13 protein-coding genes are annotated in these 15,301 nt (G+C 70.2%); 4 read left to right on the top strand and 9 right to left on the bottom strand.

Annotated elements, in window-relative coordinates:
• Positions 1 to 152 precede the first annotated feature (152 nt).
• Complete coding sequence (gene recR, locus D9V41_RS02155) at positions 153 to 752, bottom strand: recombination mediator RecR (protein ID WP_121792864.1); 600 nt, start codon at positions 750 to 752, stop codon at positions 153 to 155.
• A 216-nt stretch (positions 753 to 968) separates the two neighbouring features.
• Here recR and D9V41_RS02150 point away from each other — a divergent pair, with 216 nt between their 5' ends.
• Entirely contained in the window at positions 969 to 1,706 is a 738-nt protein-coding gene (locus tag D9V41_RS02150) for a FadR/GntR family transcriptional regulator (protein ID WP_208006694.1), read from the top strand.
• 17 nt (positions 1,707 to 1,723) lie between these two features.
• Here the strand turns inward: D9V41_RS02150 and D9V41_RS02145 are convergent, their stop codons facing one another.
• Genes D9V41_RS02145 through D9V41_RS02135 form a run of 3 tightly spaced genes read right to left on the bottom strand, consistent with a single transcriptional unit; the run spans position 1,724 to position 7,334 of the window.
• A complete protein-coding gene (locus tag D9V41_RS02145; protein WP_208006693.1) occupies positions 1,724 to 4,261 on the bottom strand; it encodes a chorismate-binding protein in 2,538 nt (845 codons plus the stop codon).
• A gap of 1 nt (position 4,262) precedes the next feature.
• The gene (locus D9V41_RS02140; protein WP_121792862.1) at positions 4,263 to 6,308 is read right to left on the bottom strand and encodes a DNA polymerase III subunit gamma and tau; all 2,046 of its coding nucleotides are present in this window, start codon (positions 6,306 to 6,308) and stop codon (positions 4,263 to 4,265) included.
• A 45-nt stretch (positions 6,309 to 6,353) separates the two neighbouring features.
• On the bottom strand, positions 6,354 to 7,334 hold the full coding sequence (locus D9V41_RS02135) for an alpha/beta hydrolase (protein ID WP_121792861.1): 981 nt from the start codon (positions 7,332 to 7,334) through the stop codon (positions 6,354 to 6,356).
• 112 nt (positions 7,335 to 7,446) lie between these two features.
• Between D9V41_RS02135 and D9V41_RS02130 the strand changes: the two genes are divergently transcribed.
• Both D9V41_RS02130 and D9V41_RS02125 read left to right on the top strand, forming a co-directional pair.
• The gene (locus D9V41_RS02130; RefSeq protein WP_121792860.1) at positions 7,447 to 8,235 is read left to right on the top strand and encodes a class I SAM-dependent methyltransferase; all 789 of its coding nucleotides are present in this window, start codon (positions 7,447 to 7,449) and stop codon (positions 8,233 to 8,235) included.
• Between the two features lie 37 nt (positions 8,236 to 8,272).
• Positions 8,273 to 9,157: a glycosyltransferase family 2 protein gene (locus tag D9V41_RS02125; protein ID WP_121792859.1), complete on the top strand. Its 885-nt coding sequence runs from the start codon at positions 8,273 to 8,275 to the stop codon at positions 9,155 to 9,157.
• Here the strand turns inward: D9V41_RS02125 and D9V41_RS02120 are convergent.
• Positions 9,128 to 9,892: a glycosyltransferase gene (locus D9V41_RS02120; protein ID WP_208006692.1), complete on the bottom strand. Its 765-nt coding sequence runs from the start codon at positions 9,890 to 9,892 to the stop codon at positions 9,128 to 9,130. The two genes, D9V41_RS02125 and D9V41_RS02120, sit on opposite strands and share 30 nt — an antisense overlap.
• Positions 9,893 to 9,951: 59 nt before the next feature.
• On the opposite strand from D9V41_RS02120, the gene D9V41_RS02115 reads away from it, so the two are divergent.
• Entirely contained in the window at positions 9,952 to 11,187 is a 1,236-nt protein-coding gene (locus D9V41_RS02115; protein ID WP_133434081.1) for a lipopolysaccharide biosynthesis protein, read from the top strand.
• Here D9V41_RS02115 and D9V41_RS02110 read toward each other — a convergent pair.
• The 4 genes from D9V41_RS02110 to D9V41_RS02095 are packed head-to-tail and all read right to left on the bottom strand — an operon-like array spanning position 11,129 to position 15,195.
• On the bottom strand, positions 11,129 to 12,097 hold the full coding sequence (locus tag D9V41_RS02110) for a glycosyltransferase (protein WP_166375868.1): 969 nt from the start codon (positions 12,095 to 12,097) through the stop codon (positions 11,129 to 11,131). The genes D9V41_RS02115 and D9V41_RS02110 overlap by 59 nt on opposite strands.
• Positions 12,090 to 12,455 carry a DUF2304 domain-containing protein gene (locus D9V41_RS02105; protein WP_121792855.1) on the bottom strand — a complete coding sequence of 122 codons (366 nt, stop codon included), beginning with the start codon at positions 12,453 to 12,455 and terminating at the stop codon, positions 12,090 to 12,092. Before D9V41_RS02105 ends, D9V41_RS02110 begins: the two co-directional genes overlap by 8 nt.
• A complete protein-coding gene (locus D9V41_RS02100; protein ID WP_121792854.1) occupies positions 12,455 to 13,189 on the bottom strand; it encodes a glycosyltransferase family 2 protein in 735 nt (244 codons plus the stop codon). The genes D9V41_RS02105 and D9V41_RS02100 overlap by 1 nt, the downstream gene beginning before the upstream one ends.
• A gap of 44 nt (positions 13,190 to 13,233) precedes the next feature.
• On the bottom strand, positions 13,234 to 15,195 hold the full coding sequence (locus D9V41_RS02095; RefSeq protein WP_133434080.1) for a DUF6541 family protein: 1,962 nt from the start codon (positions 15,193 to 15,195) through the stop codon (positions 13,234 to 13,236).
• Positions 15,196 to 15,301: the final 106 nt, after the last annotated feature.

Here is a 15,301-nt window from a genome sequence, read left to right as displayed (position 1 = left end):
CGCACTCGCCCCGCAACCTCCGCTCACCTCCCGCTTCGTGGGCGCGCGAAGGTCACTGGCCGACGGAGCAAGCTCCTTTTCGACTCGCTCGAGCCGAGGACGTCACTGTCCAACGGAGCAAGGTCCTTCTCGACTCGCTCGAGCCGAGGACCTCACTGGCCGACGGACGTGCGGTGTTCGAAGGCGCGGCCGAGGGTGACTTCGTCGGCGTACTCGAGATCGCCGCCGACGGGCAGTCCGCTGGCGAGCTTGGTGACCCTGAGGCCGAGCGGCATCAGCATCCGCATGAGGTAGGTGGCGGTCGCCTCGCCCTCCAGATTCGGGTCGGTGGCGATGATGACCTCGGTGACGGTGCCGTCCTGGAGCCGGCCGAGCAGTTCCTTGATGCGCAACTGGTCCGGCCCGATACCGGCCAGCGGGCTGATCGCCCCGCCCAGCACGTGGTACCGACCGCGGAACTCGCGGGTGCGCTCGATGGCGATGACGTCCTTGCTCTCCTCCACGACGCACAGCACCGAGGGGTCGCGCCGCGGATCGGCGCAGATGCGACATTCGGTCTCGACCGTGACGTTTCCGCAGACGACGCAGAAGTGCACCTTGGTCTTGGCGTCCACGAGTGTGGCGGCGAGACGCTTGACGTCCTCGGGGTCGGCGTCGAGGAGATGGAAGGCGATGCGCTGAGCGCTCTTCGGACCGATGCCGGGCAGCTGGCCGAGCTCCTCGATGAGGTCCTGGATCACGCTCTCGTACACCTGCCCAGCCTAGTCGGTCAGGACCAGCGACCGCTGCGACGCGCGCGATCGCGCGCGGTGTCACCGCCGGGACGGCGGACGACGGCCTCCCGAGAAGTGGGATGAACGTCCATGTCCCGCCCGTTCCGCTCGCTTCCGTGCCAATTCCTGCGTATGCTTCGTCAACTGACTCACCAGTAACCTCGGGGGAATTCGGCATCAAGGTGGAGGGACCACATGGGAGCACGAAGCGCGCCTCGGCCGCAGAAGACGGCCATGCTGGTGGCGCAACGCATCGTGGCCGATATCAATCGCCGCGGTAACCAGGTCGGCGAGCGGCTACCGCCGGAACGAGCGATGCTCGAGCAATACCAGGTCGGTCGGGGCACGCTCCGCGAATCACTGCGCTACTTGGAACTACAAGGAGTCATCAGCCTCCGTCCGGGGCCCGGTGGCGGCCCCGTGGTGGAACGGCCCGATTCGAGCTCGCTGTCGGCGGCCCTGAGCCTGCTGCTGCAGTTCGCTGACGCCTCCCACCGAGCCATCGCCGACGCCCGGGCGACCGTCGAGACCTTGACGGCGCGGCTCGCGGCCGAGCAGATGAGCGACGACGCGCTTGCCGAGCTTCGCGAGAGCGTCGAGACGATGCATGAGCAGATGGACGACGAACTGGTGTTCCTCGAGGAGAACCGCCGGTTCCACGTCCTCATCGCCCACAGCTCCGGTAACCCGGTGTTCGGCTACCTCGTCGAAGCGTTGCTCGACATTCTCGCCGCGTCGGCTCTCGGGATCGAGTTCCCCGGCCGCCGCCGCGAAGAGGTGTACGGAGCGCACACCACCATCTGTGCGGCGATCGCCGCACACGACGGTGACGCCGCTGCCCGGGCGATGGCCGACCACATCGACGAGTACGTGCGATACGCGCAGGAGAAGTACCCCGAGGTGCTCGACGCCCCGATCACCTGGACGGCCTGAACCGCAGCCCCCTGCCGTCAGCGCGATGCGAGGAACGCGCCGAGCAGCGCGTGGCCGTGGCGCGTGAGGATCGACTCCGGATGAAACTGCACGCCCTCGATCGGCAACTGACGGTGGCGGATCGCCATGACGATGCCCGAACCGGTCCGGGCCGTCACCGCCAGCTCCGGGGGAACGGTCTCGACCGCCAGTGAGTGGTAGCGCGCCGCCGTGAACGGCGACGGCAGGTCCGCGAGCACCCCCAGTCCTTCGTGCCGGACGAGGACCGGCTTGCCGTGCACCGGCTCTGCTGCCCGGGCGACCCTGCCCCCGAAGGCCTCGGCGATGACCTGATGCCCCAGGCACACGCCGAGGACTGGGATCTCGAACGCGGCCGCGGCGCGGACGGCCTCCGCACTGATACCCGCGTCCTGCGGCCCCCCGGGCCCCGGGGAGATCACGACGTGGCTGAACTCCCTGACGTCGGGAAGCGCGGCGTCGGACCGCACGACGACGGCCTCCGCCCCCAGCTCGCGGGCGTACTGGACCAGATTGAAGACGAACGAGTCGTGGTTGTCGATGAACAGGACTCGCGTGCCCTCGCCGGTCGTCGTGGCGAGCACGTCCTTCGGTGCCGACGACAGCAGTGTCGCGACCGGGCCCGGGACTGCCCAGCGACCGGCACCGTCGACCTCGTGGACCGGGACGATGCCGCGCAGTGCGTTGGTGGCGAACACCTCGGACGCATGCGCGAGCTCACCGAGTCGAAGTCTGCGTTCGTACACCGGAATTCCGTGGTCGTGGGCACACTCGATCACGGCGGCGCGCATGGTGCCGGGCAGGATGCGGCCGTCGAGCGCGGGCGTGTGCACGCCGTCGTCGAGCACCGCGAACACCGAGGCCCGTCCCGTCTCCAGCACGTCGTCACCGTCGATCAGCAACGGCTCGGCCGAGACGGTCGGCAGGGCACTGCGGTCCACCCACTTGTGGGCCCCGAGCCCGCCGTCGAGACGCTGCGGGACGAGCCGCCAGGACGACGGCCCCGGGTCCAGAGGGGCAGCGGTGACGGTCACCTGCCCCGACGGAGCGACGGCCGCGCGCAGCCGCTGGGTTCCCGGCACCTCGCGCGCCCGCTCGATGAGGAGTCGTCGCGCCGTCGCCGCGATGTCGTGCCCGTAGAGTTCGCGTGCGCTCGCCGCCAGGCGGGAGACGTGCGCGTCGACGAACTGGGGCCGTCCATCTCGCACGAGGAGTGTGGTGAAGACCCCGGCCGACACATCGACTGCCGCCGGACGAGGCCGAGACGCGGTGACGGCCCCGCTCCCTGGTCCGGCGTCGTCGACGAGACGGGCTCCGAGGACGCGGGCGAGCGGACGAGCCTTCACGAAGCACTCGGCGAGTTCCGCGTCGGGGTCGCTGTCAGCCACCACCCCTCCGCCGACTCCCAGCCACATCCGACCTCGGGCGAACTCCACCGTGCGAATCGCGACGTTGAACTCCAGGCCGGCCGACGAACTGACGTAACCGATCGCGCCCGTGTAGGCCTCACGGGCCGTGGTCTCGAGGTCGGTGGCGACCAGCTCCATGGCCCGCACTTTCGGCGCGCCCGTCACCGACCCGGGCGGGAAGGTGGCCCGCAGCAAGGCGGAGTGCGGCGCACGAACCGTCGCCGTGACGTCGGACACCAGGTGCCAGACCGCGTGCCGCTCCAGCCGCGTGAGCGACGGCACCTCCACGCTCCCGGGTTCTGCGACGCGCCCGAGGTCGTTGCGCATGAGGTCGACGATCATGACGTTCTCGGCCCGGTCCTTGCCCGAGGCGAGCAGTTCGGCCGGATCGGCGTCGAGTGCCGCCGTGCCCTTGATCGGCGACGTCAGCACGGCGTCGCCGCGCCGGCGCAGGAACAACTCCGGCGACCAGCTGGCGATGGCTCCGTGGTCGTCGGCCACGTACGCCGCGAAGGCCGGTGCCAACTGCTCGACCCCGGCGCAGAAGGCGTCGAGGGAGTCGCCGGTGAAGGCTCCTTCGAGCCGTGCGCAGACGTTGACCTGGAAGACCTCGCCCGCCCGAATGTGTTCGATGGTGCGTTGGACGGCGTGACGATGGGCGGATGGTGAGGGCGTGAGGTGAAGGTCGCCGACAGAGAACGGACGACGAGCGGGCTCCTCGCCGAGCGCCGCGCGAAGCGAGGCGAGGCGTGCCGGATCGGCACCGGCGAGCCACTCCAGCCACCACTGCCCGCGCACACGGCGGACCACGACGTCATAGAAGCCGACCCGCAACGGCGGTGTGGGGATCGGTCGGGGCGGGGACGGCGGCAACGCCTCGACCTCGGAGCCCAACTGGTAGCCCCAGGAGCCGATCCAGCCCCCACCGAACCCCTCCTGCGCACCCACGTCGGGGAGGTCGATGTCGTCCCACGCCTCCAGCTCGCGCACCGGGTCGCAGGCGATGAGCGCGTCGCCGACGCTCCAGCCCGAACCGATCAGCGCGACGAGGCGATGGCGGCCCCGAAGGGCCCGGACGACGTCGGTCGGTGAGGCATCGAGCCCGATCGGCTCACGGCCGACGGACACCTCAGCCCTCGGACTCGTCGATGACCTGTGCGCCGAGTTGCTCGGCCAGCAGCGCCTCGGCGTCGGCGGCCCCGTTGTCGAGCACCGGGTCGTCGGGGTCGACTCCCGCGTCGGGATCGACGGAGGCCGCGCGCTGCGGTGCCGGCTCCCGAAGCGCTTGACGGACGGCGTCGGGAACCTGCGCGACGGGCCGGCTCGGATCGGGTGGCGGAGCCTGGGGGACGCTCTGGCTCGCGCCGCCGCCAGGCCCCGGTTGCGTCGCGGGATCGACGATCGCTTCGATGCGCCAGTCGACACCGAGAACGTCCTGCAGGGCCTGGGCCACGATGCGGTCCGAGCCACTGTTCATGAACGAGTCGCGCGCTCCGGCGTTGACCAGTGAAATCGTCAGCGTGGAGCCCTGTACACCGGCGACTTGAGCGTTCTGGCTGAGCATGACCCAGGTGAACCGTCGCAGGTGCTGGATGCGATCGAGGAGCTGCGGCCAGAGCCGCCGAACGTCGGCCGTGGTGAGGGCACCGGGAGCCGGCTGCTCCGGAGCGGACTCTGCCGCGGCCGCGGGCGGCGCGGAGACGGACGAAGGCGCAGGCGCAGGCGCGGGCGTCGGCGCGGGAGCGCTGGGAGGCTCGGGCACCGACTGCTCGGGCGGTGCGTCAGCACGCACCCCAGGCGCCGACGTGCGGGATGGCTCACCGCTCGCCCCGGGTGCCGCCGCTGAGGGCGTGGGCGGGTCGGCGGGAGCGGGGTCGGGCGGTGCCTCACCACGGACCACGGGTGTCGCAGTACGGGATAGCTCACCGCCCCCCGCGGGACGGTCCGATGGTGCCGGCGGCGCGGGTGGCGCGACCGGGGCGTGATCGGGAGCCGGCGCCGTGCCGCCTCCGGACAGCCGGCGCTCGATGCGTTCGAGGCGCGCCTGGAACCCTTCCGTCGAGTTGTCGGCGCCCGGCACGAGGATGCGGGCGCACATGAGCTCGAGCATGAGCCGAGGCGCGGTGGCCCCCCGGAAGTCGGTGAGCGCAGCACTGACGATGTCGGCGGCACGAGTGAGCTCCGACGGACCGAAACCCGACACCTGCTGAGCCAGCCGCTCGGCGCGATCGCCCGGAACGTCGAGCAGGCCCGTCTCGATAGCGGTGGGCACCGCTGCGAGGATCACGAGGTCGCGCAGACGCTGGAGAAGATCCTCGGCGAATCGGCGAGGATCCTGGCCGGACTCGATGACCTTGTCGACCACCGAGAAGACGGTGCCACCGTCGCGGGCGGCGAATGCCGAGACGGCCTCGTCGAGCAACGAGTCGGGGGTGTAGCCGAGCAGCTGCACCGCGAGCTCGTACGTGACGCCCTCGGGGCCGGCGCCGCCGAGGAGCTGATCGAGAACACTGAGGGTGTCGCGGACCGAACCCGCACCTGCCCGCACCACGAGCGGGAGGGCGGTGGGCTCCAGGCGCACGCCCTCCGCTTCGCACAGCTGGTGAAGGTAGTCGCCGAGCTGCTTGGGCGGCACCAGCCGGAACGGATAGTGGTGCGTGCGGGACCGGATCGTGCCGATGACCTTGTCCGGCTCGGTCGTGGCGAAGATGAACTTGAGGTGCGGCGGGGGTTCCTCGACGAGCTTGAGCAGCGCGTTGAACCCCTGCGGGGAGACCATGTGCGCCTCGTCGATGATGTACACCTTGTAGCGGCTGCTGACCGGCGCGAAGAACGCCCGCTCGCGCAGGTCGCGGGCGTCGTCGACGCCGCCATGGCTCGCGGCGTCGATCTCGATGACGTCGACACTGCCGGGGCCACCGCGCGCGAGGTCGCGGCAGCTCTGGCACTCGCCGCAGGGATCGGCGATCGGGGCCTTCTCGCAGTTGAGAGCCCGGGCCAGGATGCGAGCGCTGGTGGTCTTGCCGCAGCCGCGGGGTCCGGAGAACAAGTACGCGTGGTGGACCCGGTTGGCCGCGAGGGCGTGACGGAGCGGCTCGGTGACGTGGTCTTGGCCGATGACCTCGGCGAAGGTCTCGGGCCGGTAACGGCGGTAGAGAGCCAGGGGTGCGTCCACGAGGTCGAGCCTAACGATCGGGAACGACACGGGGCCGCGGGCCGGTCACCCTGCGGAAGGCGGGTGCCGGTCCAGCCAGTCCGCGACCACGCCGTAGGCGTGATCGCGCGCGTCCTTGCGGGAGAGGAAGATGTCGTGCCGGGCCTGTGGGATCGGCACGGAGGTAACTTCATCGCCCAGACACCCGGCCCAGCGAGCGATCTGCCGGACGTCGAGCACGGCGTCGACGGTGTCGACCTCCTCGCTGGAACGGGCCAGCAGACGCGACCGGTCAGAGCGCAGGACGAGCGACGGAACGCCGATGTCCAGGCCCCGGTGGAGCCGTGCGTGTCCCCATCGCACGGCGTTGAGCCAGCCGACGGTGACCGGGAACCCCGAGAGCGGTTTCCAGGCCAACTCGTAGTCCCACTCCCCGCCCCGGGAAACGTGAAGGCTCGCGCCATAGGCCTCCAGCGCCGGGAGCCGCAGGATCGTCTTCGGCTTCACCCGCGCGGCGAGCCGGACCGCCTCCGTACCGATCCCGCGCATCCACGGCGCTCCCTGGAGGTCGAACCAGGGGCTGTTGAGGATGAGACCCGCCACGCCGCGTGCCTTGGACCCACTCGCGCGGTTCATCCGGTCGAGCCACAGCGGGACGATGAGCCCGCCGGTCGAATGGGCGGCGAAGTACACCGGCGCCCCGGTGTCCTCCTGCACGATGCGCAGTGACTCCTCGAGCTCGGCGTCGTAGTGGGCGAGGTCGGAGACGTAGTGGGCCGTGTGCCCGTCTCGCAGGGAGCGTCCGCACTTGCGCAGGTCGAGCGAGTAGAACGCGATCTGCTGGTCGGTGAAGAACTCGGCGAACTCCTTCTGAAAGAAGTAGTCGGTGAACCCGTGCACGTAGATGACGGCCGCGCGCGGGGCGCCGGCGACGCTGCGGCGCACCAGCGTCGCGCTGACCGTCCCCTCCCCGTCGGGGTCGACTCCGAGGTCGATGATCCGCCGCTCGTACGGCTCCCCCAAGATGTCCGTCGTCCACGCACTCATGGCCGCTCCTCTCGCGTCGAGCCCACGATAGTGCCCGCCCCGCGCTCACGGAGCCGTTCCAAGGCTTGCCGGACCAGTATCGTGTCCGTGGACAGTCGACAGGAAGAGATTCATGAACGACCCAGACGCAGCCACGCCCATCCTGCCCGGTTTCAAGGGGAACACCATCGCCCCGTTGACGCCCTATGCTCAGCTGCGCTGGGAGATCGTCGCCCCGTTGTTCCCCAGACGAACGAGCCGAGTGCTCGAAGTCGGCTGCGGCCAGGGCTCGTTCGGAGTCCGCATCGGGTCGGCGCACGACTACACCGGCGTCGAGCTGGACGAAGCGAGCGCGTCCGTCGCGCAGCAGCGTTTCGACCAGGCCGGCATCGACGGCACCATCGTCTGCGGCCCCGTCTCGTCCCTTCCGGCGAGCGAGTCCTTCGACATCGTCTGCGCGTTCGAGGTTCTCGAGCACATCGAGGACGACGCGGCAGCTCTCGACGAGTGGGTGAGCCGACTACGCCCGGGCGGGCTTGTCGTGCTCTCGGTGCCCGCGTGGCAATCTCGTTTCGGGCCGATGGACGAGGCGGTCGGCCACTACCGCCGATACGACCCAGCTGGGCTGTCCGCCTTGCTGAGTGGTGCCGGCCTTCAGAACGTCGGCACTCGCCTCTACGGCGCCCCGCTGGGTTATGTGCTCGAGGGAGTCCGCAACCAATTGGCCGGCCGTCGCGCCTCGCTGCGCGAGGACGGCACGGTCGCGGACCGCACCGCGCGGAGCGGAAGGCTCTTCCAACCCTCTTCCTCGGTGGCCGGAACTCTGACGTCAGTGGGCACCTGGCCTTTCCGCAAGCTTCAACGCGCCTTCCCCAACCGCGGAACGGCCCTGGTCGCGTGGGGAACGACCTCATCAGCATGAGAGAACCCGCTACTCCTGCGGCCTAGACTGATTCCTCGTGGCCGCCGTCGACATCGTGATCCCCTACTGGGGCGATCCGGACCTGCTCACGCTCACCGTCGACTCGGTGCTCGCCCAGGACGATGACGACTGGACGCTGACGATCCTCGACGATCACTACCCCGATCTCACGGCGTACGAGCGCTACCGGGAGCACCCCGATCCCCGCGTCACCTACGTCCGCCACGAGCAGAACGTGGGGATCACGGCGAACTTCGCGCAGGCGGCGCAACGCGCGACCGCCGACTATGTCTGCATCCCCGGAAGCGACGACCTCTTCGACCCCGGCTACGTCCGCGCCGTCAAGGGGGCGATCGCTCGTCACCCGGGCGTGGACATCATCCAGCCCGGTGTGCGGGTGATCGATGAGCACGGCGAGCCGTCGCTGCCACTCGTGGACCGGGTCAAGCGCCGGCTTCTGGCGCCGCGCGAGGAGACCGCCCTGGCCGCCGAGGACCTCGCGACCAGCCTCATCCGCGGCAACTGGCTCTACTGGCCCTCGTTGACCTTCCGCACCGAGACGCTCCGCCGGCACGACTTCCGCGATGGCTTCCCCGTCATCCAGGACCTCGCTCTGCTCATGGACATCGCGTACGCCGGCGGCTGTCTCGTCTACACGCCCGACATCGTCTTCGCCTACCGCCGCCACGAGGGAAGCGCCTCGATGGCCGCATTGGTCGGCGGCTCGCGATTCCGCGACGAGCGGCGCTACTACCGGCTCGCGCACCGCCTCGCGGTCGAGCACGGCTGGCGGCGTACCGCCCGAGCTGCCCGCCTGCGGATCTTCTCGCGACTCCACGCGGCGACGGTGCTGCCGGGAGCGCTGCTGCAGCGCGACGTCCGCGGGATCGGCTCAGCGTTCGCGCATCTGCTGGGGCCGTGATCGGCGGCGCCGCGCCTCGACGGCCAGCCGCAGCAGCATGAGGCGCGCGCGCAGTACGGGCCCGACGGACCGGGGCCGCGAGCTCGAGGCGTTCGTCTCGTGCAGCCGCCGCCACACGACCACGTCGTCGAGGTGACGGATCGAGCCGTCGACGTTCGCGACGGTCGCGATCCACAAGTCGTGCGATTCACCGAGATAGCTCGGCAACGGCAGCACCCGCTCGAGTGCCGACCGGCGCAGCGCCATGGCCGAACCGAAGTAGGGGATGACGCCCGCCCAGATCCGCAGCAGATTGCGGCGATGCTGGCGCGAGGTCGACGAGGACAGCTGCCAGGGCGTGCGGCGCACGGGCGACGGCAGGGGACGTCGGTGCTCCAGGTCGACGACGTTGCCGACGGCCACCTCCGCCTCGCTCAACGCGGCGACCAGCACCTCGACACGACCAGCCGGCCAGACGTCGTCCTGATCGCTCAGCACCAGGTACTCGCCGCGCGCCGCGGCCATCGCCTCTCCGAAGGCCCCGACGTACCCGAGGTTCCGGGCGGTCCGCCGCACGCTGACCCTCGGATCCTCGAGCGCTTCGAGCATGGCGACCGTGGCGTCGGTGCTGCCGTCATCGACGACGACGAGCTCGTCGTCGTCGGTGAGCTGGCTGAGGATCGAGTCGACCTGTTCGGCCAGGTACTGGGCTCCGTTGTAGGTCGCCATGCACACGCTGACGCGTACCGCGCTCACGAATCGCCCCTCTTCACGTCGAACCCTTTCGCTGGCGCGGCACCGTAGACTTCCGCTCTGTGCGCCGCTCCATCACCACGAGGCTAGCGGGCTTCACCGGCGGGCCGGTGCTCGCCGCCTTCGCTCCGATGCTGATCCTGCCCGTCATCACTCGGGTGGCACCGGAGGGCTGGGCCAGTTTCGCCGCCGGTCAGAGCGTCGGGCTCATCGGGATGATCGTGATGATGTTCGGCTGGAGCATCGCCGGACCGGTACGGATCGCGCGGGCCGCCGATCAGGACGAACGCGCGCACATCCTTGCCGAGAGCTTCTACACGCGTGCGATCGCCGCCGCCATCGTCCTTCCGCTCGCGGCGATCATCGCCGCAGCGGTGGCCAGTCCGGCGTACCGCTTCGACGCCGTCGCCATCGCGCTCGCCTCGGCGTTGGGCGGCTTCTCCCCGTCGTGGTTCTGCATCGGTGCCGGTCAGCCCGCCAAGCTCACGCTCTACGACGTCCTTCCGAAGCTGCTCGCCGCCGCCGGCGCGGTCGTCCTCGTGCTCCTCACCGGCCAGATCACCTGGTATGCCGTCTTGCTCGCGCTGTTCTGCATCGTCGCGTACGCCGCCCACGCCCGCCGGGAGATGCGCGGGCACCATACCGGCCGGCTCAGCGTCGGCGAGGTGCGGCACGCGCTGCGCGCTCAGCTCCCGACGGCCGCGATCGACACGGTGTCCAACAGTTACGGCGCCACGCCGGTGCCGATCGCGTCCGCCGGACTCCCGGTCGCCGACGCCAACCCGTTCGCCTCGGCCGACCGCGTCTACCGCCTGGGCCTGCTCGCGGTGGTGGCTTTCGGCAATGCGTTTCAGGGCTGGGTGCTCGAGAGGGACGCGACGGACCGACCTGCGCGGCACCGGCTCGCCATCATCAGTCACGTGACCCTCGGCGTCGCCGGTGGCTTGGGCATCGCGATCCTCGGCCCCTGGGCAACCGCGATCGCGTTCGGTCAGGACGTCAAGGCGACGCCCATAGCGTGTCTGCTGTTCGGCCTCGCCTTCGTCTGCATCTCCTCGACGACCCCGTTCATCCGCAACGTGCTCGTCCCCCACGGGCGGTTCCGGCTCGTCCTCGCGGTCACCTGCGTCTCGGCGCTCGCGGGCTTGACGGTGATGATCTCGGGCGCCGCGTCCGGCTCGGCGACGGTCATCGCGATCGGCGTGCTGACCTCGGAGGTCATCACCATGACCGCGTTGATCATTCCGGCGGCTCGGCTGTTGCGGCGAGAGGCCGCAACGCCCACCTCACCGTCCTGAGGTCGGCCAGCACGGCCTCGGGCATCCGACCGAGTGCGGATTCGCCGCCTCCGTCGCGCCAGCCCCGGACCATGGCCCGGAGCATCCGCGAGCGAGGCCGCGAGAACGCGACGACCTCCACCGCGTGCAGCGCCTCGACGAGGGTGGCGATGGCCAGGCGACCCGAGAATCGGCGGCCGTAGGCGCGGTTGAGGACCCGCCTGTTGCGGACGCGGTAGTAGTACCGGAACGGCGCACTGAGCGTGACCGTCGCGGGGAGGGGCGAACGCGCGAATCCTCCGGCCCACCACGGCCGGCGGTACGCAGCACCCAGTCGGTGCCCGAGCCGAGTCCCCGGGGCGGCGACCGGCGGCATCCCCGCGGCCTCGGCGCGCAGGGCGTACTCGACGTCCACCAGGTCGATGAACAGGTCTTCGCGGAGCGGTCCGAGATCCTCCCAGGACGACCGCGGCAGGTAGGTGCCCGACTGGATGGGTTCGCGCGCGAGCAGGACGCCGGAGGGGTCGGTCGCCATCACCTGGCGGGTCGCGGACCAGAACTCCGGGACGGCGAATGCGGCGTCGATACCCGCCTCCTTGGCCTCGTCCACCGTGCGACGCAACGCCGCGATCATCCCCGGGGGCGGTGCGGAGTCCTGATCGAAGAGGACCACCGCGTCGGCACCTCGTGCGAAAGCCACCGCGATGCCGCGGTTCAGCGCCGCGGCGATGCCGAGGTTGTCCGGCTGTCGGTACAGCTCCACCCCCTGCTCGACGAGAGCGATGAACAGCTCCTCGTCCGGCTCAGGTCCGTGATCATCGACGACGATGACGCGGTCGACCTGCTCACCGATGGCCTCGAGGTTCGCAAGGAGCGAGCGGTCCGGGGAATAGACCGAGAGAACGGCCCAGGTCGAGCCTGCGTCACTCATCGTCGGCGTCGGTCGGGGCGACGTCGGGCGTGATCCGCTCCATCTCGGCCCGGAGCAGGGTGACCTCCTCGGCGACCCGGCGGATCTCATCCTCGGCTCGCGAGAGCTCCCACGACAGGTGCAGGCTCACCCCGAGCAGCAGGACGATGCCGAGGAAGAACAGCAGGTTGGAGGGCACCTGAACCCCCGCGGCCGACGCGAGCCATCCGAGCAGGGGCGGGGACACCTCGAGCACGAGCATCGCGACGCCGACCACGATCCACAGCACGGCGTACTTCTCTTGCAACTGGCGCCGCAGCAGCATGAGCACGACGACGGCGATGAACAGCACCGTCATGGCGGTGATCACGACGACCATCAGAGCGTCTCCTCCCGCGGCGCGACGGGTTGGCGCAGCACGGCGAACACGAGCGCGAAGACCGAGCGGAACAGGTAGACCATCGCGCCGATCGGCCGTTGGCTCGGCTGGCCGTGGCGGCGTTGCCGCATCTCCACCGGCACCTGCGTCACGGTCAGTCCGCTGTGGACCGCCGCGACGAGCGAATCGATGGTGTCGCCCAGGTACTCGGCGGGGTAATAGGCGACGTACTGGCGGATCGCACGGCGGTTCGCGGCGCGAAAGCCGGAGGTCACGTCGGTCAGCTTGGTGCGGGCGATGCGGGACAGGACGAACGCCAGCAGCACCATCGCCCAGCGCCGAGGCCCCCGCACCGTGTACTCGCCGCGCTCGGCGAATCGCGCACCGATGGAGATGTCCGCCCGCTCCAGGCCGTCGAGGACCCGAAGGATGTCCGCCGGATCATGCTGACCGTCGGCGTCCACCTGGATCGCCCGGTCGTAGTCGTGCCGCTCGGCGTAACGGAATCCGGTACGCATCGCGCCGCCGACACCGAGGTTGAAGGGCAGCTGCAGAACGACCGCTCCTGCGTCGCGGGCTTCGCGAGCGGTGTGATCGGTCGAACCGTCATCGATGACCACGACGTCGAAGGTCGGCGTGGCCGAACGAATCTCGCGCACCGTGCTCGCGATGTTGGCTTGTTCGTTCCAGGCGGGCACGATCACGAGCGTGCGCTGGTCGGTCGAGGCTGTCATGACGAGACGAGCCTAACGGCATGCGGGCTCAGGGCGCGCATCGCTCACAGGTCGTCGCACACGGTCACGCGGTACAGCTGGACCGAGCCTTCCGTCGCGACCAGTTCCGTAGTCCGTGGATCCGGGCGCCGCAGCCCGGCGACCTGCGTGTTGCGGTAGCCGGAACCATTGAAGTCCGCGATATAGAGGGCCGAGGCGTCGGCGAGCTCATCGGCCGCTGCGCACAGCCGCTCGCGGTTCTCGGGCCGGTCCGCGTGCTCGATGGTGTGGAAGATCTCCAGCTCCTCATCGCTCGCCTCGTAGAACATGTAGGCGGGAGCCGTGCGGATGCCGGTCAGCGCGTAGATGAACGGGGTTCCGCCTCCCGGTTCGCCGAGAATGAGAGCGTCCTCGGGCACGAGATCGGGGAGCCGGTCGATCATCCGCAGCTCCTCGGTGTCGATGAGCTGGGAGCGCTGCGTCGGGACGTACGCCGACGTCGTCCACGCCATCGCTTGTCCGATCGTCTGCTGGAACGTCACCGCGACACAGGCGAGCGCGAAGATCCCGACTGCGACCGGCGCGGCGAGGCGCCGTCCGGGCAGGTACCGGCGGACCAGCACCACGACTCCACGTCCCACCGTCATCGCGCCCACCGCCGTGGGCACCAGCGCGCCGACCGCGGTCAGCGCGGCGAGCCGCGGATTGTCCTGGTAGAAGACGCCGACGGCGTACTCGCGAAGCGCTCCGTCCGGCGCGCCGGTCGAGATGATGAACAACAGCCCGAAGACCAGCCAGACGGCGACGAACGCGAAGCGCCGACGCCAGACGAGGACGCCGACCCCGACGAGCATGAACACGGTGACGACCCACGGGATCGACGACCCAAGCGGGCTCACGGTCAGCCACTCCCGCACGGCCCCGACGGGCCCTTGGTACGCCTTCCAGGGGGCGACGTCGAGTGAGGGCCGCAGCCGGTTCCAGACCGCGGCGAAGGCGGCGATCAGGACGAGGCCGGTCGCGAGCGCGATCAGCAGGGCTTGCCCCCGCTGCGAACTCCGGCTCGCCACCCACTCACCGAGCCGCACGAACACCATCGCGAGCGCGGCGAGCCCCCACGCCATGACCGCGTTGGGGTGCGCGAGCAGTGCGCCGGGGAGCGCGGCGATCGCGACGAGGAGGGCGACGACGATCGAACCCTCGCGGTGGGTTCCTCGCACGCGCAGCACCAGCACGGTCAGCGCGAGGAGGGCCGGAAGCAGCGTCACGCCGAAGAAGTTGGGGTACAGCGTGCCCCAGTTGAGCAGCAGCAGCGGGAATGCCTGGAAGCCGCAGGCGACGAGTGCGGCGGTCCACGGCACCGCACGGCGTCGGCCGATCGCCACCAGCGCCAGGAAGATCGTTCCGGCGACCCAGCCGAGCGCCGCGGCGGCGATGTTGGCGGCGTTGATCGCGGCCGGCACCGACACCCCCGTCACGTCGGCGACGAGCGCCACGAACCCGTGCCAGGCCGCCGGATAGAGGCTCGAGGCGCCGTCGAAGCTCGAGAACGAGGAGATGCTGAGCGACGAGGCGTTGCCCGTCTCCACGGCCCAGCGGATCGCGCTCGTGTGAAAAGCATTGTCGAACCGCATCGAGAAGTTCTCGGGGGACTTGACCGACTGAGCGATGAGGTAGGTCATGACCAGGGTGCCGAGCACGAGCGCGCCGGCACTGGGCCAGAAGGCCGCGGGCGACGGGGTACGTCGCGAAGCGGTGTCACGGTTGCGGCGCAGAACCCACCCGAGCCCCGCTGCCAGCAGCAAAGCGCCCGTCCAGACGATCGCGACCGGCAGCAGCCCCCAGTCGAGCCCGATCCACGGGGCGACGATCGCCGCGCCGCTGATCGTCGTCACGCTCACGGGGACACCGGCGGCCACGACGCCGAAACCGCGGAGGCCGAGTGCGGCGACGAGAGTGGCTCCGGGAATGACGAGCAAGGCCGCGGCCACGACGACGCTGGGCGTCAAGGCGATCCAATCGAGCACGCCGAGTCCTCTCCTTCGGTGAAGCCGACGCTCGATCTTCTCCGGCGTGCGGCGCAGATCGAGCACCCCACCCGATCTCCGTCTGTCGAACCTAGCCGACGCCACC

It is taken from the genome of Aeromicrobium phragmitis, from assembly GCF_003674095.1.
Taxonomy (GTDB): Bacteria; Actinomycetota; Actinomycetes; order Propionibacteriales; family Nocardioidaceae; genus Aeromicrobium; species Aeromicrobium phragmitis.
The sequence above is the reverse complement of the archived record's forward strand: the minus strand, read 5'-3'. Positions and strand labels throughout refer to the sequence as shown.

Coding starts and splice junctions, on each gene's coding strand:
- D9V41_RS02150 (WP_208006694.1), top strand. CDS start 969: ATGGGAGCACGAAGCGCGCCTCGGCCGCAGAAGACGGCCATGCTGGTG.
- D9V41_RS02135 (WP_121792861.1), bottom strand. CDS start 7,334: ATGAGTGCGTGGACGACGGACATCTTGGGGGAGCCGTACGAGCGGCGG.
- D9V41_RS02130 (WP_121792860.1), top strand. CDS start 7,447: ATGAACGACCCAGACGCAGCCACGCCCATCCTGCCCGGTTTCAAGGGG.
- D9V41_RS02110 (WP_166375868.1), bottom strand. CDS start 12,097: ATGAGTGACGCAGGCTCGACCTGGGCCGTTCTCTCGGTCTATTCCCCG.
- D9V41_RS02105 (WP_121792855.1), bottom strand. CDS start 12,455: ATGGTCGTCGTGATCACCGCCATGACGGTGCTGTTCATCGCCGTCGTC.
- D9V41_RS02100 (WP_121792854.1), bottom strand. CDS start 13,189: ATGACAGCCTCGACCGACCAGCGCACGCTCGTGATCGTGCCCGCCTGG.